Origin of the sequence: Flammeovirga sp. SubArs3 (assembly GCF_947387565.1) — a bacterium.
In the GTDB taxonomy this organism is placed as follows: Bacteria; Bacteroidota; Bacteroidia; order Cytophagales; family Flammeovirgaceae; genus Flammeovirga; species Flammeovirga agarivorans.
In genome coordinates, this window is record NZ_CANDOA010000002.1 from 835,681 (window position 1) to 854,209 (window position 18,529).

Below are 18,529 nucleotides of genomic sequence, written 5' to 3' on the forward strand. Positions count from 1 at the left end.
CTATCTATTTTTTATATTTTTTTTCAAAGTAATTGTAAGCCTCATTAATTTCCAAAGTAACCTTTTGGGCCATTTCCTGTTTCTTTGGATCGCTAGTATATAAATCAGGGTGATATACTTTTACAAGTCTTCTATATGATTTCTTAATTGTAGCAAAGTCATCACCTGGTTTAACTTCTAATGCATTGTAATGTTTTTCTTCTACAGTAGGTTCGGATTTTGGTGCTTGATATTGCTGTTGGTAAGTATCCTGATAGGAGTAGTCCTGGTAATCTGTATTTGTTGATTTATTTTCTTTTATGATCTCATCATAATATTTCTGCCATTCTTTTTTAAACCCATCATCATCTTGAAATAGGTTTTGAAAGACAGGATTACTTTCTATTTGATCATTAATTGTAGCTTTTAATATATTCTTAAAACGGTCTACTAACATCTTATTAATAATGATAATTTATTTTGACACTCTTTCTTTTAGTGACTAAAGATTTTCCTGATAGCTCAGTTTATCTAATAATACTAAAAATAATAAGGGTTTACTCTATTTCACGAAATAAATTGAAAAAAGATGTGCTTTTTCTAAATAAATTTAAAGTGAATGAATTTTCATTTATTTTTTGAGAATTATATTAGTACGTGTATATTGTACGATTATTAATTCAAAGTAATGTAAATCGCCTCAAACTTTAGATTCATTACGTAATTATTTAAACTTTAACTACTAAATTTGGTCTAGTACAAAAGTGCTTTATGTCCCTTTGTAAAGACAAAAATTATGAGTAGCTTTTTATTACTATTACTCTAAATTCACTGTGAACACTGAAAAAGTTTTTAAAAACAATATAGAAATGGAACAAAACCGCCCTTGGTATAAACATTACGCAGATTTTACTCCTCAGGAGATCAATCCTGATAACTACCAATCGTTGATCGCATTATTTGATGAATCGTTTAAGAAATTTGGAGATAAGATTGCCTATGAAAATATGGGGGGCAAGCTTACTTATAATGAAGTAAACAAGCAGTCAGAAAACTTTGCCTCATACTTACAAAATGTCTGTGGAATGCAAAAGGGAGACCGTATTGCTATTCAAATGCCTAACTGTCTTCAGTATCCAATTGCTATGATTGGTGCAATAAGAGCTGGAATGGTAGTGGTCAATACCAATCCATTATATACTGAAAGAGAAATGCTTCATCAGTTCACAGATGCTGAAATTAAGACAATAGTAATTGTAGCCAATTTTGCTGATAAATTACAAAATATAAAAGATAAGGTTCCAACGCTGAAGAATATCATCACAACTGAGCTGGGTGATTTATTAGCATTTCCAAAGAACTTGATAGTAAATGCAGTAGTTAAACACGTCAAGAAGATGGTGCCATCTTATGACTTACCTACAGCCATAAAATTCAAAAAGGTTTTAAAAGAAGGAGCAAACTTTTCTTACAGAAAGCCTACACTTACAGGTAAGGATAATGCTTTCTTACAATATACAGGAGGAACAACAGGGGTAGCTAAAGGAGCTATTCTTACACATAGAAATATTGTTGCCAACTTGGAACAATCGAATGCATGGTTACAAGGTGTTCTCAATGAAGGAGAGGAAATTGTAATCACAGCATTACCATTATATCACATCTTTGCACTTACAGTTAACTGTATGACAATGATGAAGATTGGGGCAAGAAATGTCTTGATCACAAACCCGAGGGATATGAATGGTTTTATCAAAGAGATTTCAGCCTATAAATTCTCGATCGTTACAGGTGTAAATACACTATTCAACGGCATGTTGAATCATAAAAAATTCCCTGATTTAGATTTCTCAGCACTAAAAGTAACCATTGGTGGTGGTATGGCGGTACAACAAGCTGTAGCCAAACGATGGGAAGAAGTGACAGGTTGTACTTTAGCTGAAGGCTATGGTTTAACAGAGACGTCTCCAGTAGTTTGTGTACATCGCCTAGATAGCCCTAAAATTGGTACTATCGGTCTTCCATATCCATCAACGGATGTGAAAATTATGGATGAAAGTGGAGTAGAAGTAGCCATCGGTGAGGTTGGTGAACTTTGTGTTAAAGGTCCACAAGTGATGAAAGGTTATTGGAAAAGAGAGAAAGAAACTGAAGAAACTTTCTTTGACAATGGTTGGTTGAGAACAGGAGATATTGCAACGATGGATCATCATGGATACTTCAAAATTGTAGATCGTAAGAAAGACATGATTCTTGTGTCTGGCTTCAATGTTTACCCTAATGAGGTAGAGGATGTATTAGTAATGCATGACGGTGTGCTTGAATGTGCAGTAATTGGAGTACCTGATGATAAGTCTACAGAAGCAGTAAAATGTTTTGTTGTGAAAAAAGATCAACATTTAACAGCGGAGGCTTTAAAAGATTTCTGTAAGCAAAACCTTGCAGGATATAAGGTGCCAAGACATTACGAATTCAGAACTGAATTGCCAAAAACCAATGTCGGAAAGATCTTAAGAAGAACGTTGAAAGAAGAGGAATTGGAACGTACAAAAAAGGCGTTACATTAATCTTTACTTTATAAGTATAATTGAAATGATAAAAAGTCATTCTACTTTTGGTAGAGTGACTTTTGTTTTAATATAGGTAGTATGGAAAACCAAAAAGAATGGGTGAGTATTAAAATGGACGCACCGTTTTATACTAATGGAAATCAATCGGAAGAAACTGAGCATCTTTGGTTTCTTTTTCATGGATACGGACAACTAGCAGAGCACTTTATGAGACGCTTTGATATCGTTGATCCAAAAAAACACCATGTAGTTGCATTACAAGGCTTATCTAGGTTCTATTTAGATAATAAGTATGAAAAAATTGGAGCTTCTTGGATGACTCGAATGGAAAGAGAAAAGGACATTATTCATCAGAAAAGATATATTGATGAAGTGTATTATGACCGTCTTTTCAATACTAAAGTATTTGATATAAAGAAAAACTTTTTTGCCTTCTCTCAAGGGGGAGCAACACTGATGCGATGGTTAAAAAATACTCAGCCAGAAGTGGATTCGATTGTCATGTGGGGAGCTGATTTTCCACATGAACTGAGTCCCGAAGACTTTTCTTTTCTAAATGAAGAAGTCAACCTCATTTATGTAATTGGAGAGAATGATCCTTTTCTTGAAATGATCAAGTTAGAAAGGATTAAAAAACTATTGAATGATTTAACTTGTAATACAGAAATTGTTACCTTTAAAGGAGGACATCATGTACACCGTGAGACACTTCAGAAAATAATAAACAAACTATATAGTAAATGAACTCACTCTTAAATAGAAATACGTTCTTTGTAAAAGAACATGTTGGGATGTTTAAAGCAGCGAACAACTACGACATCTACGATCCAGAAACCAATCAAATTATCCTTGAATGTAGAGAAGATAACCTAGGCTTTTTTACTAAAATCTTAAGATTTACAGATTATAAAACACTTACTCCATTTGAAGTGGAGATAAGAACACCACAAGGAGAAAAAGTACTAACAGTAAAGAGAGGAGTATCCCTTTGGCTATCAAAAGTTGAAGTATTCGATGAAAGAGATCAGTTAGTGGGATATTTCAAGCAAAGATTCTTCAGTATTGGAGGTAAATTCGAAGTTTTTGATCCAAATGATGTATCACTTTGTATGTTGAAAGGAAAGTGGACTAGTTGGGATTTCAGATTTGTTAAAGATGATTTCGAATTTGCTCATGTATCTAAAGAGTTTGCAGGTATCATGAAAGAAATGTTTACTACTGCAGATAACTATGCTTTAGAAATCAACCCAGAAGTACCAGAAAACCATCCATTACGATTATTAATACTTGGTGCAGTTATGTGTATCGATATGGTATTAAAAGAAAGGTAATTAATCGTTATTGTACTTGTTCCACATTTTTGTTTCACGCAGTAGAAGCTTCTCAAACTTTTCAGGTTGAGGAGCTTTTATTGTTTGGCGCTCCTCGTAGATAGGATGAATAAATGAAATCTCTACTGAAGATAGGAATAGTCCTTTGCCTTCAATGATATTTCCTTCTTCTCCATACTCTTTATCACCTACAATAGGGTGCCCGATGGACTGCATATGTCTTCTGAGCTGGTGTGTTCTTCCTGTATGCGGAGTTAATTCTACAATAGAAAGGTATTCAGATCTTAAAGAAGGAATATATGAAATACGGGAATATGAACTATGACAAGCTTTTTCATCTAACGGAATCTTTATATCACCTTCCTTTTCAATCTTTCCCATAACGACAGCATGGTACTTTTTCTTTATAGTTTTGTCTTCAAATTGTTGTCCGAGACTTATTCTAGCTTTTCTTGTTTTGGCAATCAGTAAAACACCCGATGTCGGAGCATCTAAACGATGGCAGGGTTTAGGCCAAGGCATCGCATCGATAACATCACTAGGCTGTAAATTATATTGTAAAGCGTTTTCAATGGTTTTAAACTGATTTCCACTAACAAGAATACCAGCAGGTTTATAGACTACAGCTAAGTATTCATCTTCAAAAAGTACTTTTAGCCCTAGTTTAAATTCTTTTGGAGGTGTAGCTTTTTCTTCAAGAATCTCTATGTTCTGTTGATCAATAGCCCACTCGGCTCCATTAATTGGGGTACCATCCAATAGGACACGTTTGTCTCTTAACGCTTTTTTTAAACCATTCCTTGAAGAGATGACATTACTATTTGATAATATGTAGTCAAATAAGCGTATAGGTTGATCACCTAATAACTGAATAATTATATTTTCAAGGATATTTTTTGCCATGGTAAATCAATGTGGATCTGAAAACAATATCACAAAACTAAGAACTAAATAGTATTTGATATCTTATAAAAATGAATTTATTACCGAATAATCATTTACAACTTCAGAATTGAATACAATAAAATTGTTATCAAAGTATTTTGTTTTATTGAAATAATACAACCAATTATGCTTTCAATGATGAAAAGTTAAGAATAAAGATGATTTTCGAGATTTTTTCCTTAGTAGACCCTACATCTTGGAACTTTTAAGTTTGAAATTTCCTGCATAGATTATTATTACCCAAAACAAGTGACTACTATGAAAAACCTAATTACCCATACGATTCTTATTGCATGCCTATTCTTTTGCCATACCACTAATGCATTAACTTATTATTCTACAGGTTCTGGAACTTTCCGTAGTGCTGATATGTGGTCGTTAACCACCTCTGGTGAATCCAAATTAACTATCGATTTTGATACAGACCAGTCTGCACATACGTTTGTTATTCAATCTGGAAATTCTATCCCTTTTCCTTCATTTGATACATCTATTGGAAATTTAATTGTTCAAGGTAACCTTAATTCTGCACCTACAGCAGGAGTAACATTTAATGTAGCTGATTTAATAGTTACGTCAGGAGGATTTGTATATCTAAATGGAAGTAAATCAATTAATTTTAATGTTGATAATGTTTTTATCAATGATGGTAGTTTCTTCTTCTTGAACAATACCTCTATAGTTTTCAACCAAGCTAATTCAACATCTTATTTCTTCAACAATTCAAGTTTTTTTAATATCGCAGCAGCAGTTATTTCGAGTAGTACTATCCTGAACTATAATTCTGCTGATAATGGAACCTTAGTTTTAAGAGCAGATGAAACAATATCTGAATTTTATAGCCAAACTATGGTAATCGAAACTGGTAAAAATATCTTAACTGTTAATGGTGACATGGGGACAGGAATTACTATTACTACAGGCAGTGATGCTACTCCAGCCAATAATGGTAGTATAGTCTTTTCAACCAATGCTACAGGTACATTTAGTATGACCAACCCAACAACAGATAAAATAAATAACCTTACCATTAATACAAGTGATACTGTCACCTTAGGTACAGGAGCTATTGTAGCAGGAACATTGTATTTAACGGATGGTTTTTTAAAAGCCACAAGAACATTATCTATCGAAGAAAATGCAACTATCGATGGGCAAGTGGTCAGCTCTAGTATTTCAAGTGCTGAAAGTGGAGGTAGTGCATCGTCTCATATTATTTGTAGTGGAAGTGGAAATGTTCGAAAAGCGTATGCAGCAAATGCCGCAGCCAACTTTTATTTAATGCCTGTAGGAGATGGTACGTCTATCCATGAAGCAGGAGTTTTAAAAGATGCTCTTTTTAAAGATGATGGTTTCACCGTTTCGGCTGCTTATTTCGATGATGCTTATTCTGATACCGATATTGAAACTAGTTTTGCCAATACTAACCCTGAAGTTTCATTAAGTACAAGGGAATACTACGATGTTAGTGTATCATCAACAGGTAGTTTATCAACGAACCCCTTTAAAGTATTAATTCCATTTGATGCCGGATCTGGTGTAACTGAGAATAAGATATCAACGTCATCTATTTATATGATGCATTATAATGGAGCAACTTGGGAGAGTTATGGTGTAGCAACCCATTTGGATCTTGGAGATTCTGAAGACAATGTTGGATATGTTTATGCCAATGCAGAATCCTTTAGTCCATTTACTTTCGGAGGAGATAATAGCAATCATGACCTACCAGTAGAATTAATCTCTTTATCAGCAAAAACACACGATAATGGATTAACGCTAGAATGGGAAACGGCTACAGAAATAAATAATGACTATTTCGAAATCGAGGCTTCTTCTGATGCTAGAAATTATCATGTATTGGGAAAGGTTTCAGGGCAAGGTAATTCCAATGTAAGTCACCAATATTCTTTTGAGGTGAATCAAGAGGATGCTAATGCGTATTATATTTATAGATTGAAGCAAGTAGACTTTGATGGAACATACAGTTACTCGGATATTGTGCAGGTAAAAGCTGTAGATCATCAAGGACTATCCGTAAATATTTATCCCAACCCTGTTCGAGATCAATTAAATTTAGAGTTCAATCACTTTAATACTTTAGATCAGGTAATAGAAGCAAAAGTATATAATAAACATGGTCAGTTAATCGAAACCTTAGACCTTGATCATCTAGAGTCAATTAATGTCAATCAATATACTTCTGGTATTTATATTCTTCATTTGAAAACAAAATCAGGAAAAAATCAACATCATCGTTTTTCTGTACTGTGATAGTTACCTAAATTCGCTGTAAAGAATATTAGGATGGAAGAGAAGTACATGCAGCGTGCTTTGCAATTAGCAAAGTTGGGAATCGGAAAAGTGAGCCCTAATCCTATGGTAGGAGCCGTTATCGTATATAATGATCAAATTATTGGAGAAGGGTATCATCAGCAATATGGAGAACCACATGCTGAGGTAAACGCTGTTGCATCAGTTAAGGAAGAAGATTTATCAAAGTTGTCATCATCGGAAATGTATGTGACACTCGAACCATGTAGCCATTACGGAAAAACACCTCCATGTGCTGATTTACTGGTTAAGCATAAGTTTAAAAAAGTAATAGTTTGTAATCTTGATCCTAACCCTTTGGTTGCCGGACGAGGAATCAAGAAACTGGAAGATGCTGGGATTGAAGTGAAAACAAAGTTCTTAGAGGATGAAGGTTTTGAGATCAATAAACGCTTTTTTAAAGCGATGACGTTACAACAACCCTATATTTTATTGAAATATGCTCAAACTGCTGATGGTTTTGTTGCTAGAGAAAACTTTGATTCAAAGTGGATTAGTAATCAATACTCCCGTCAGTTAGTGCATAAGATGAGAGCTGAAGAAGACGCGATTATGGTAGGTCGTAATACTGCTTTCTACGACAATCCTACATTAAATGTAAGAGATTGGGCAGGAAAAAACCCGTTAAGAGTTGTCATTGACAGACACTTGAAGCTACCTTCTTCTTATCATCTTTTTGATCAAAAAATTCCAACAGTAGTTTATACTTTAGAAGATAAAGAAGACATTGATAATGTCACTTATGTTCAATTAAAACAGGACACTTTTTTTGAAGAATTACTTCATGACTTGTTTCAACGAAAAGTACATTCATTAATTATTGAAGGTGGAAGTACAACACTAGACCAATTTATTGCTAAAGGTTTATGGGATGAAGCACATGTTTTTACATCATCATCGCAAAAATTTAAAAAGGGAATAGCCTCACCAACCTTACAGCATGCTGAAAAAGTGAGCCAACAAACTATTAAGGGTGACGATTATTCGATATATTATCATATTAAAGATTAAATCGTTGTCGGTATGAATAAGAATGAAGTGATGGATGCTTTATACCAATTTGGTAATGAAGGCACCAAATCCATTTATATTAATCATGGAGCAAAAGAACCTTTTTTTGGTGTAAAAGTAGGCGATCTTAAAAAGCTACAGAAAAAGATTAAGGTGAACCATCAGTTGGCTTTGGAACTTTATGCGACCGGCAACTCTGATGCTATGTATTTAGCAGGTATGATTGCAGATCCTAAAGTGATTACCAAAGAACAATTACAGGATTGGGTAAAAAATGCCTACTGGTACATGCTTAGTGATTATACCGTCTCTTCAGTTGCTGCAGCATCACCGCATGCTTGGGAGATTGGTTTGGAGTGGATTACATCATCAGAAGAATTTATTTGTAGTGCAGGATGGAATACTTTAACTGGTTACATCAGTATTAAAACGGATGAAGATATTGATCTAGAGAAAGTAGCATCGTTAATGGAACAAATAGGTGAAGATATTCATACTTCACAAAATAGAGTAAGATATAGTAAAAATGGATTTGTGATAGCTGTAGGTAGTTATATTTTACCGTTATCAGATTCAGCTTTAGAAGTGGGGCGTAAAATTGGCAAAGTGTCTGTTAATATGGGCAAGACAAGTTGTAAAGTACCCTTGGCTGAAGAATATATTACAAAGGTCCGCACTATGGATCGAGTAGGAAAAAAGAAGAAATCAACAAGATGTTAGTCTAACATCAAAGAATAATATCAATGACATATCAAGAGACTTTAGATTTTTTATTTGCACAACTTCCAATGTTTCAAAGGGAAGGAAAAAGTGCGTTTAAAAAGGATTTAACAAATACTATTGCATTATGTAAGGCATTAGGTCATCCTGAAAAGAAATTTAAATCAATCCATGTTGCAGGAACTAATGGTAAAGGTAGTTCATCTCATTTAACAGCATCTATCTTACAGGAAAGTGGGTTAAAAGTAGGGTTGTATACTTCTCCTCATTTAAAAAGTTTCACTGAAAGAATAAGAATAAACGGTTTAAATATCTCTGAGCAAAAAGTGATTGATTTTGTCGAGGAGATAAAACCTATCATTAAGGAAGTTCAACCTTCATTTTTTGAATTAACAGTAGCGATGGCTTTTGATCATTTTGCAAAAGAAGACGTAGACGTTGCTGTTATAGAAGTAGGATTGGGTGGTCGACTGGACTCTACCAATGTAATTTCTCCAGAAGCTTGTCTGATAACAAATATTGGTCTTGATCATATGGATATGTTAGGGACCACTTTAAGACAGATTAGTAAAGAAAAGGCAGGGATTATTAAATCAGAGACTCCCGTTGTTATCAGTCAAAAACAAGTAGAAACCTCTCCAATATTTTTAGAAGTAGCTCAAGAAAAAAATGCACCATTAATTTTTGCAGAAAATCATTTTTCATGGGATGCAGACAAACTTCTGAGAGATGGTAAAGAATATCTTCAAGATGTAGAAATTGGAGTGAAAGGTAATTATCAACGTCATAATGTAATTGGTGTAGTTGCATTAATGAAGGTTTTAAATGACCATCAGTTATTCAAGGTTACTTCTGATCAGATCTCGCTAGGGTTAAAAAAAGTAGTTGAGAATACAGGTTTAAAAGGTAGATGGCAAATACTACAACAGTCCCCTAAAGTCATTACAGATGTTGGGCACAATGAAGATGGATGGAAATTCGTTTTAGGACAAATTGCAGAAGAAACTTTTGAAAAACTACATATCGTTCTCGGTGTCGTAAAAGAGAAAGATCTGCCCAATATGCTATCCAAACTACCTTCGAATGCATATTACTATTACTGTAAACCCAATGTACCAAGGGGATTGGATGCCAAAATTCTAGAAGAAGAGGCTAAGAAACTAGGTTTGGAGGGAATTCTAGTAGACGATGTTAACCAAGCCATTCTAAAAGCAAAAGATCAGGCGAATGCTAATGATTTGATTTTCATAGGTGGTAGCACTTTTGTAGTGGCAGAAGTTAATGAATTGTAATTAAATCAGTTCGTTAAACATCTTTTAACGTATAAATGTATGCGAAAAGGATTCTAAGTAATAGATTTGCCTCGCAATTTAATGATAGTTGACTTGTAATTGGTTGATTATTATATGTTTAACCAACTTTTAATTATATGATTTGTAGAAATTTATTCTACATTTTGACTTTAGTTTCTACCTTATTTCTTTACTCATGTGATAAAAAAGCGATTGATGCTACTAAACACGATCTTGTGTTTGAAAAAATAATCATGAGCGAACCAGTACAGGTAGAAAGTGGTGAGATGATTCAGTTTATGGATTCAATGATCTTAAAATTGGATATCACAGGAAAAGAAGTTAAAGGAACGTTTGACTGGATTGTATCTGAAACAGACCGAAAAGAGGGGACATTAGTAGGAACAATTGAAAATGATTTGATAAAAGCAATATATTCTTATTCAGATCATGGTCTAACAGTAAAAGAAGAGAAATATATCAAAATCGAAGATGAATATGCTTATTTTAGAATAGGTGGAAAAATGAGATTAAAGGATGGAGTGTACATCTACACAAGTGATAATGATCTCAACTATGATTTTGGTTCAAAAATTCCAAGAAAATATTAAATGATAATATGAAGAAGAGAGGAACAGTATTTTGTTCCTCTTTTTTGTCTTCAGAAAACATTTGTACATTTGCGAGTAATCTAAATTATTATACCATGGATGAAAATATGATCGCAATGCAGTTTGCGAACGCAATAAATACTGCAGAAAGCGAAGCACAAATTGTTCAGATGATGCAAGGTGCTTTTACTATGTTACAAACAATGAATTTACCAGAAGAAAATATCAAAGATATAGCTGGTAAAGTTTCAACATTTTTAGAGACACTAGAAGTAGAGGCAGGTTCACAACCTGAAAAAAATAAAGCTCAGGCTGTAAAAACTCTTGCGGAACTTATTGGCTAGAACCGCAATTCAGAATATTATTAAGGGTATAGGGTAATTCAATTATCTTATACCCTTATTTTTTTGATCTATGGTAAGAAAGTGCTTGTTTAAACTCAAATTATTATTTTCTTAACGAAACGAGCGTCAATTTATCATTTTTTAAGTTGTCATCTACGTATTATTAATTGTCATCTTAATAAGAATAATTAAAAGGTTATCGATATGAAAAACAACATCACCCATCGTCAAATCATATTATTCATTGCAATGATATTAAGTTTCTCTTTTGCTTCGAATGCTTATACTTTTCAGGAGGATACAACACTTACCAAGAAAGAATTAAAGGCATTAAAAAAAGAACAAAAGAAAAAAGCGAAAGAGCAGAAAAAAGCAGAGCGTCAAGCTTTGGAAGAAATAGCACATAATGCAGCGGTTGTGGCCATAGATAGTCAGTCGTTTGTATTAGAAGCCAATCAATTATATGATAGAAGAGGACGAACAGTAAACGTACAATCCAATATTAACTTCCTTAAAGTAGAAGGAGATGTTGGAGTTTTACAAATTGGATCAGCTTACTTAATTGGTTGGAATGGTGTAGGAGGTATAACAGTTGATGGTCGAATTTCAGACTGGAAAGTAGAAAAGGATGAAAAGACCGGTAGAACTAAAGTTTCCTTCAACATTATGGGGACAACACTAACAGCAAGAGTTATTTATGATCTAGATGGATCTGGCAACTTTTGTAATGCAACAATAAATGGTGTCTTCAGTGCGGGACAGCTTAAAATGCGTGGCGTGTTAGTACCAAATAATCAGAGTAGAACATACGAAGGTATGATAAGATATTAATCCTACTTGGTAGGATGCCCAGAACAAACTCACTTATGTATAATGTTTACGTCCTATTTCCGTTTGGAAGTAGGACGTTTTGTATATAAAGATTTTAATTTCTTTCTTTTTCTATAAGCATATTCATAAACTCCACTGATAATAATAAATACAAAGAACAAGCTGACTATTGGTATAAATAAGATTCCCACTTTACCCAAGATGAAACCAAATAAACGTCCATTGTGCAGTTCAAACATATAGTTCCATAAAGGCATCTTGTATCCGTCGAGTAGTTCTTTTGGTATTGGAAAGAAGCTATTTTCATTTGGTGTATTTAATGTCAATAAACCCTGTTGGAAAGTTGAAATATATTGTATTCCGTTAGGAGATGTAAAGGCAGACATCACCATAAAGTCACTAGGTCTTTTCATAGTTTTATAATGAGGAGTCTTGTTACCATACAATAGGTCATAAGAATAGTTGTCTCCTTCTTTATAGTCGAAAAGACCATAAAAAGAACCAATTAAATAATGATGGTTCGGTAGGCTTTCAAAAACAGTAGCTCCCATCACGAAAATATTTACAGCCCATTCAGTTTTTACAAATGGTTTTTCTAAAGACCTCTTACCTTTATAAATTCCCTCAGTTGTATCGAGAATAAATTCATCATTTTCTGCATTGTAAGTAGCATTTCTGATACTATGGTACCATGGGTTTTCTAAAAGATAATTTGGTACTAGACTCACCGGCACTTTTCCATCAATTAGAGCTACCAATGCTGGTGGCCTCATGAAAAAACCAGTACCACCTATTACTAGCAAAAATAAACTTGTATAGACACCAATAACCGTATGGTTTTTAATCATCCATCCCATCCGTTGGTTAACCTTCTTCTTCGCTGTTTTATCGGTAGGCTTTCTTTTCTTTCTGAAAGTAATATATAGAGCACTTATACTTAAAAAAATCAGTATTGCTGATAGGATATCATAAAATACTCTCCCTCCAAAACCCCATAACCAACCGCTATGAAGAGCAAAAGTATATTGAATCAGATCCATAGTCTCCTTTTTATCTTTTAGGAGATGTTTTGGAGATAAACTTTTAGAAGAAGCCAATAAAGTAGTATATAAATGGGATTGTGAAAAGGCATACAATGTATCTTCCACAGCGATGAGTTTTACAAATTGTTGAGGTGTTGATTCAGGAGTCTTGATCTCAGTCCATAAATTTTTAGAAAGGTCTAATTTATAAACTCCCCCAAAAGTAGCAGCATATAAGATGTTGTGTTTTTTATCGAATAATAGATCATTTGTTTTTAGGTAGTAAGGAGCTGTTGTAAAACCATTATTCATTGCAGAATGAAAGGTTTTACCTCCATCTTTACTTTCCCATATACCAAACTTTCCACCTAAAAAGATATGGTTTTCATTGACAAAAATAGCATCATTAATTCCACCTCTATTCCAATTTTTTGGAACATAATCCTCTGGTAACCAATTGGTAGGAACTCCATAATTTGCAATCCAATTACTATGATTCAAAAGAATTCCAGAAATACTCATCCAGATGAGAATAATGGATATCCCAATACCAATGTATTTGTGCCATTTTTTGAAAAATGAATAGAGTTTTTTCATGAGATACTTCTTTCAGAATAAGCATAAAAGCCAAACTCATAGAAGCCTGGCTTTAAAGCTTAACTGTTCTACTATTTTATCTAAATAAAACACTAGACGATTGCGAAAAAAATATGTAATAGAGTGGAAACTCTGATAGAAAACGAAACAAATAAAAATATCTTAACCTGGTAGAAAGTAAGGAGATATTTATTTTTCACATTGTCTAATGCTGTATATTTTGTGAACATTCAAATATAGATAGGATCATTAAAAGATAAAAAGGTCTTTTATTCTTTTTCTTTAATAATTTTTAAGAGAGAAGGCTAAATATGATAATTATGGTGTAAATTAAGTGCTATAAATAAGAGAGCGTTTTTCAATTATGATGTTATCAAAAGCGTGTACATACGGTATTAGAGCGTTGATACTTGTGACACAGAAAAGTAATATTGGGAATAAGATAGGAGGTAAAGATGTCGCAAAACTGACAGATATGCCTGAGCAATTTGTTTTAAAAATACTTCAACAGTTAAGTAAAAAAGAGTTGATTGAATCTGTAAAAGGACCAAGAGGCGGTTTTTACATGAAAGAAGAGCAGCAAGAAGTTACTTTATATCAGGTAGTAAATGCCATTGATGGAGATCAGCTAATGACATCTTGTGGATTAGGTTTTGAGGAATGTTCTGATCTAAAACCATGTCCATTACACTCAAAATATAAATCTATTAAAACTGAGTTAGTGAAGATGTTACATAATACTACGATCAAGGAAATGAGTGATGATGTCTTAGAGGGTAACTCTTTTCTGAAAAATATTATTAAAGACTAGATATTTAAGCCAACATCATCTTTAGTTTTAAAACCAAAGAAAGCTTTAACTTCTTTTTTTACTAAGTTCTTTTGATAGAAGAAGTAATCTTTTGCTGCCACATATAAGATTTTATCTTTCTTAAATTGAGACCTTAATAAAAAAGCAAAACCAATATAAGGGATGGAAGCCCAATAAGCTTCAAATACAGTAATCTGGTCTTTAAGTCTGTACTTAATAAATAGTGCTTTTAAGGTAGCATTGCCTAAAAGAAAAAGTAATGGAGATATGGTTACCCAACTAAACTCTCCCTTAAAAAAAGAATATCCTAAAGCTCCTGGAAAAAGTAAGTTGTCGATCCAAACCGCTACAAAACTCCAAACAACAAGAACATATCCAACTCTGAGAATTTTGGATACTCCTTTTCCAAGACTACACTGGATTAGGTAGTCCATTTCTTCATTGGTATATTTTTTATTTCCTTGAACGAAACGGCAAAAATTATCTCTTGCACACTCGCAGGATTCATCAAAATCTTTCATAGGCTGATTGAATGGGAATTACTAAAATAACTCTTTATCATTTTCTATCCAACCTTTTTGCTCTCTGACCCAATCCATAAGGTTTTGATGGATGTAAGATCTAGATAAAATTGATGGAGAACCAAAGAAAAACATTTGTTGCTTTGCTCTAGTTATCGCAACATTTAGCTTACGATCTACACTACCATCCTCAGTCATTGATAGCATACTCTGCATCTGAAAAGGGGTGTTTGCACAAAAAGAAATGAGAATTACCTCTCTTTGACTTCCTTGGTATCGCTCTACAGTGTCAATACTTAAGGTGTTGGCCTCTTCCATACCTTCTTCTTCTAAAGCTTGTCGAATGGCAGCAATTTGGTTCCTGTAAGGGGCAATAATTCCCAAAGTTTTATCAATATCAAAGTACCCTTTTTGCTCTAAATATCTCTTTTTAGTTGCTACAGCTACTTTTGCAATTTTTCTTGCTTCTTCCATATTGATCTTGTCTGAAGTTTCAGACCCTAATTGAGCTGTAGGGAAAAACAATAATCTGTTTTCGCAAAGAAGTTTTTCTAATGGGGTATATTTTTCTTTGAGTTCCCAAACCATTTCATCACTCTGCCAAGGAAGAGGAACGGTAGTTAAATTGCCTTGGTAGAAGTGTTCGTTCGCAAAGTTGCCTAGTACTTGATGCATCCTTCCTTGATTTCTTAAACGGTCGTAAGCCCAATCCCATTTATTTTCTTGGCATAAGGAATAGATACGCTCAAAATAAGCGGTTCTTCTATCTCGAAGGTGAATATCTTTCAGTTTGTCATATTTAATTTCTGATAAAGAAGGGTCTTGTTGAGTGATGGCAGGAAGCTGTTTCTGATCTCCAATAAGAACAAATCGATTCACTTTGGTCAATAATTCCATTAATTGTGGCTCAAGTATTTGCGAGGCTTCATCAATTACTGCCATATCAAATTGCTTTAATGAAAATAGGGAGGAACGACCGGCAATAGATGCCAGTGTGGTGACAAAAATTCTATGTTGATCAATACCCTTTTTTAAGCTGTTTCTATTGTTCGATTCCTCTGCCATTTTATTCAATAGAGCGTTTCTCCATTGAGGTGAGCAGCTGTGCTCAGATCCAATTCTTAAGAACTTTCTACCATCTTCTAAAGGAGTTTCAATGGCTTCATCTAAGGCTTCACATATTTCATCCACAGCCCTATTGGTATAAGCAATAAATAAAATATTTCTAGTTGAGTCTGTTTTATGAAGAATATGAGCAAGGTTTTTTAGCATTCTAGAGGTTTTACCAGTACCTGGAGGGCCTACAACTAAGCAATAATCCTCTGTAGATATTGCTTTTGAAAGTGTGTTTAACTCAGTTTGATTTAAGTTTTTATCCTGAGCCAAATCAAGAACTTCTGAATGTGTATACATTTTATCTGGATAAGTTGGTGGCTTTAATCCCAATAGTATGTCTTTCTTTCCTTTATTTTCCCAAGTAATAAAATTGAAAATTCCTCTATACATCGCATTGAAAGAAGCTTCCATAAAATCTCCTTCCAAAGCCCATTTTGTATCCGTATCAAAAATTTCAGAATTACGTTGACGATGCCTTAGATGTACGTGAACAGCGTCTTTTGATATCATTGTGATGGTTCCTCGGTTAATCTGCCCTTTGGTTGCCACACTTTCTTTATTGTTTCTTGGATAGATTGTGACGATATCACCGACTCTGAAATTCACAAATGCATTGTCTTCATTCGTTCTCTTGAAAATTAGTTCGGGAGTTGGTTCGTTGACATTATTTTCAATGACTTCTAAATCAAAAAAGATTTTAAAGCTATCTTTCTTTGCATCAAAATCATCTAACCATAATGAAGCAGTACCCTGAGAAAAGATGGTGTCACCTACCTTTGCTAATTGATGCTCTTTGGCAATAAAGCTACAAAATGAGTATAAATAAGCCCTTTCTAGCTGAGAAGTAGCCTTCATTTTACGAATAAATGTATTCACATCTTCTTTTGTGAACTTAGCGGCAGTAGCAAAAGCCACCTCATTGATTTGTTGTAAAACCTCCCCAACGTCCTTTAAAGTTTCTGATTTAGCAAGAAGAAACTCATTCAATACCATTTCATTACGGGTATATAAAATAGCTTGCTCCATTTTAGAGGTATAAGTATCATACCTTAATGGAGCTTGTAAGGCCTTGGAATAAAAAATAAATGGATAGATAGATTGGCGTTCAGCATTAAATGCATCTTGGAGTATCATTTGATACATTAATGTTTGTACTGAATGATTTTTCCATAAGCCAGAATTCCCTAAACCAGCTTGTGGGGCAGTACCAGACTTTAGCTCGACAATTTTATATTCCTTGTTTTTTTGATCGATGTGCAATAAATCTAATCGGCCTTGTAACCCATATTTTGGAGAATAAAATGATGGTTCGATGACACACCCTTCTCTTACTATATTCTGCTGAATGAAGTTGTCATTAACAGTATGAAGGATATTTTTGAATTGAAACTCTGCATCTCGCATAAATCCCGTAAATCCTTCTTTCGTTTGTAAATCGGGTAAAGTGATATAATCTAGAGGATTTGATTTAAAAGTTTTGGTAAAAACATCTAAGAAATTTAGTTCATCTGTTGATGCAGAATGTATCGCTTCATCTAAAAAAAAATTGGCAACATTACCCAATAACATGGCTTTACTTGTATGAGTCGTTGAGAACTTTTTGAGTAGATGCATTAATGGAATACTTTGATGCATATTGAAAGATTCAGCAACAGCAGTTACATCGACAAGGTAATCTGGTTCTAATACAAAATGTGATGGGATTATAGTATCCTCGTCAAGTCTCGATGTAACCAAATGTAACTGGGCGCCTTCCCATAATTTTGATATAAAAGTAGTGTACACATCATTAACATGGGGAACACCATATTTTACTTTTACGGGAGCCTCATTTTCGATATCATCATCTTCAATACAATGAAGAATTTTATTATCATGATCTATTTTGATTACCTCAACACGAATTTCATCAATATAATTCTCCTTATTCTTCCTAGATTCTTCAATATCAGGAAGGGGAGGAAGTGCTTGATCTAATGCCTCAGGTATATCTTCTTTGTAAATAATTTTAACGGTTTCGGCTATTCCTCTAGCAGCAAAACTCACGTCATGTTTTGTAATCGTTTTTGTAGATTTTCTAGATTGTCTATCATTAATTCTAACCTTTTGTAACCTCCACGTAAGAACATTTGGTAGTTTTAGCTTTTGACCAATGAAAGCAATTCTAGAAAATAAACTAGACAAAAGAATTTTTTCCCCTTTCGTTTCTTCTTTACATAACCATTCTAGTAAATCTTTAATTCTATGGTGCTTTTGTTGGTATGTAAACTGTACATCCTGTAATGTCGAAGAAATATAATTGTAATAATCAGAAGCTTTAAGCATGATTTTTAGATCAAATTAATGTAAAAGGAATTCTCTAGTAAATTTAGGAATACTATACTTTTGTCATTTACTTTCAAAAAATAAACTCTTGTAAAAATAATACAGATAATTGTATTTTTTTTATAGATACATCTTGAGTTTTCATAAAATAGATTAACTTTGCTTAACA

16 protein-coding genes are annotated in these 18,529 nt (G+C 33.6%); 11 read left to right on the plus strand and 5 right to left on the minus strand.

The window, feature by feature from the left end; genetic code table 11:
* Window positions 1-4: 4 nt before the first annotated feature.
* A complete protein-coding gene (locus QL232_RS08050) occupies window positions 5-436 on the minus strand; it encodes a J domain-containing protein (RefSeq protein ID WP_168880986.1) in 432 nt (143 codons plus the stop codon).
* 412 nt (window positions 437-848) lie between these two features.
* Here QL232_RS08050 and QL232_RS08055 point away from each other — a divergent pair, with 412 nt between their 5' ends.
* The 3 genes from QL232_RS08055 (at window position 849) to QL232_RS08065 (ending at window position 3,880) form a co-directional block, all read left to right on the plus strand.
* Window positions 849-2,546 carry an AMP-binding protein gene (locus QL232_RS08055; RefSeq protein WP_281613722.1) on the plus strand — a complete coding sequence of 566 codons (1,698 nt, stop codon included), beginning with the start codon at window positions 849-851 and terminating at the stop codon, window positions 2,544-2,546.
* 81 nt (window positions 2,547-2,627) lie between these two features.
* Window positions 2,628-3,293, plus strand: coding sequence for a hypothetical protein (locus tag QL232_RS08060; RefSeq protein WP_281613723.1), 666 nt, complete (start codon window positions 2,628-2,630; stop codon window positions 3,291-3,293).
* Entirely contained in the window at window positions 3,290-3,880 is a 591-nt protein-coding gene (locus QL232_RS08065) for a phospholipid scramblase-related protein (RefSeq protein ID WP_168880989.1), read from the plus strand. Before QL232_RS08060 ends, QL232_RS08065 begins: the two co-directional genes overlap by 4 nt.
* Here QL232_RS08065 and QL232_RS08070 read toward each other — a convergent pair whose 3' ends face one another.
* On the minus strand, window positions 3,881-4,783 hold the full coding sequence (locus QL232_RS08070) for an RluA family pseudouridine synthase (protein WP_281613724.1): 903 nt from the start codon (window positions 4,781-4,783) through the stop codon (window positions 3,881-3,883).
* A gap of 300 nt (window positions 4,784-5,083) precedes the next feature.
* Here QL232_RS08070 and QL232_RS08075 point away from each other — a divergent pair, with 300 nt between their 5' ends.
* The 7 genes from QL232_RS08075 to QL232_RS08105 all read left to right on the plus strand — a co-directional run bounded on the left by QL232_RS08075 (window position 5,084) and on the right by QL232_RS08105 (window position 11,968).
* A complete protein-coding gene (locus tag QL232_RS08075) occupies window positions 5,084-7,099 on the plus strand; it encodes a T9SS type A sorting domain-containing protein (RefSeq protein WP_281613725.1) in 2,016 nt (671 codons plus the stop codon).
* Window positions 7,100-7,132: 33 nt separating this feature from the next.
* Window positions 7,133-8,170 (plus strand): bifunctional diaminohydroxyphosphoribosylaminopyrimidine deaminase/5-amino-6-(5-phosphoribosylamino)uracil reductase RibD, encoded by a 1,038-nt coding sequence (gene ribD, locus QL232_RS08080; RefSeq protein WP_281613726.1) that lies wholly within the window; start codon window positions 7,133-7,135, stop codon window positions 8,168-8,170.
* Window positions 8,171-8,182: 12 nt separating this feature from the next.
* Window positions 8,183-8,890 (plus strand): DNA alkylation repair protein, encoded by a 708-nt coding sequence (locus QL232_RS08085; RefSeq protein ID WP_281613727.1) that lies wholly within the window; start codon window positions 8,183-8,185, stop codon window positions 8,888-8,890.
* A gap of 23 nt (window positions 8,891-8,913) precedes the next feature.
* Window positions 8,914-10,182 carry a folylpolyglutamate synthase/dihydrofolate synthase family protein gene (locus QL232_RS08090; protein ID WP_281613728.1) on the plus strand — a complete coding sequence of 423 codons (1,269 nt, stop codon included), beginning with the start codon at window positions 8,914-8,916 and terminating at the stop codon, window positions 10,180-10,182.
* Between the two features lie 254 nt (window positions 10,183-10,436).
* On the plus strand, window positions 10,437-10,793 hold the full coding sequence (locus QL232_RS08095; RefSeq protein WP_281613729.1) for a hypothetical protein: 357 nt from the start codon (window positions 10,437-10,439) through the stop codon (window positions 10,791-10,793).
* An 8-nt stretch (window positions 10,794-10,801) separates the two neighbouring features.
* On the plus strand, window positions 10,802-11,137 hold the full coding sequence (locus QL232_RS08100) for a hypothetical protein (RefSeq protein ID WP_281613730.1): 336 nt from the start codon (window positions 10,802-10,804) through the stop codon (window positions 11,135-11,137).
* A gap of 204 nt (window positions 11,138-11,341) precedes the next feature.
* Window positions 11,342-11,968 (plus strand): DUF4251 domain-containing protein, encoded by a 627-nt coding sequence (locus QL232_RS08105; RefSeq protein ID WP_168880996.1) that lies wholly within the window; start codon window positions 11,342-11,344, stop codon window positions 11,966-11,968.
* A 53-nt stretch (window positions 11,969-12,021) separates the two neighbouring features.
* Here QL232_RS08105 and QL232_RS08110 read toward each other — a convergent pair whose 3' ends face one another.
* The gene (locus QL232_RS08110; protein ID WP_281613731.1) at window positions 12,022-13,587 is read right to left on the minus strand and encodes a PepSY domain-containing protein; all 1,566 of its coding nucleotides are present in this window, start codon (window positions 13,585-13,587) and stop codon (window positions 12,022-12,024) included.
* Between the two features lie 364 nt (window positions 13,588-13,951).
* Here QL232_RS08110 and QL232_RS08115 point away from each other — a divergent pair, with 364 nt between their 5' ends.
* Entirely contained in the window at window positions 13,952-14,398 is a 447-nt protein-coding gene (locus QL232_RS08115; protein ID WP_235958251.1) for an Rrf2 family transcriptional regulator, read from the plus strand.
* On the opposite strand, the gene QL232_RS08120 is transcribed toward QL232_RS08115, so the two are convergent.
* Window positions 14,395-14,919, minus strand: a complete 525-nt coding sequence (locus QL232_RS08120; RefSeq protein WP_281613732.1) for a hypothetical protein — start codon at window positions 14,917-14,919, stop codon at window positions 14,395-14,397. The genes QL232_RS08115 and QL232_RS08120 overlap by 4 nt on opposite strands.
* A gap of 21 nt (window positions 14,920-14,940) precedes the next feature.
* On the minus strand, window positions 14,941-18,360 hold the full coding sequence (locus QL232_RS08125) for an AAA domain-containing protein (protein WP_281613733.1): 3,420 nt from the start codon (window positions 18,358-18,360) through the stop codon (window positions 14,941-14,943).
* Window positions 18,361-18,529 lie beyond the last annotated feature (169 nt).

What these genes read in the sequence shown, in the direction of transcription:
- QL232_RS08095 (WP_281613729.1), top strand. Translation starts at nt 10,437, where the DNA reads ATGAGCGAACCAGTACAGGTAGAAAGTGGTGAGATGATTCAGTTTATG.
- QL232_RS08090 (WP_281613728.1), top strand. Translation starts at nt 8,914, where the DNA reads ATGACATATCAAGAGACTTTAGATTTTTTATTTGCACAACTTCCAATG.
- QL232_RS08125 (WP_281613733.1), bottom strand. Translation starts at nt 18,360, where the DNA reads ATGCTTAAAGCTTCTGATTATTACAATTATATTTCTTCGACATTACAG.
- QL232_RS08070 (WP_281613724.1), bottom strand. Translation starts at nt 4,783, where the DNA reads ATGGCAAAAAATATCCTTGAAAATATAATTATTCAGTTATTAGGTGAT.
- QL232_RS08050 (WP_168880986.1), bottom strand. Translation starts at nt 436, where the DNA reads ATGTTAGTAGACCGTTTTAAGAATATATTAAAAGCTACAATTAATGAT.
- QL232_RS08115 (WP_235958251.1), top strand. Translation starts at nt 13,952, where the DNA reads ATGATGTTATCAAAAGCGTGTACATACGGTATTAGAGCGTTGATACTT.
- QL232_RS08055 (WP_281613722.1), top strand. Translation starts at nt 849, where the DNA reads ATGGAACAAAACCGCCCTTGGTATAAACATTACGCAGATTTTACTCCT.
- QL232_RS08120 (WP_281613732.1), bottom strand. Translation starts at nt 14,919, where the DNA reads ATGAAAGATTTTGATGAATCCTGCGAGTGTGCAAGAGATAATTTTTGC.
- QL232_RS08060 (WP_281613723.1), top strand. Translation starts at nt 2,628, where the DNA reads ATGGAAAACCAAAAAGAATGGGTGAGTATTAAAATGGACGCACCGTTT.
- QL232_RS08110 (WP_281613731.1), bottom strand. Translation starts at nt 13,587, where the DNA reads ATGAAAAAACTCTATTCATTTTTCAAAAAATGGCACAAATACATTGGT.
- QL232_RS08065 (WP_168880989.1), top strand. Translation starts at nt 3,290, where the DNA reads ATGAACTCACTCTTAAATAGAAATACGTTCTTTGTAAAAGAACATGTT.
- QL232_RS08075 (WP_281613725.1), top strand. Translation starts at nt 5,084, where the DNA reads ATGAAAAACCTAATTACCCATACGATTCTTATTGCATGCCTATTCTTT.
- QL232_RS08105 (WP_168880996.1), top strand. Translation starts at nt 11,342, where the DNA reads ATGAAAAACAACATCACCCATCGTCAAATCATATTATTCATTGCAATG.
- ribD (WP_281613726.1), top strand. Translation starts at nt 7,133, where the DNA reads ATGGAAGAGAAGTACATGCAGCGTGCTTTGCAATTAGCAAAGTTGGGA.
- QL232_RS08085 (WP_281613727.1), top strand. Translation starts at nt 8,183, where the DNA reads ATGAATAAGAATGAAGTGATGGATGCTTTATACCAATTTGGTAATGAA.
- QL232_RS08100 (WP_281613730.1), top strand. Translation starts at nt 10,802, where the DNA reads ATGAAGAAGAGAGGAACAGTATTTTGTTCCTCTTTTTTGTCTTCAGAA.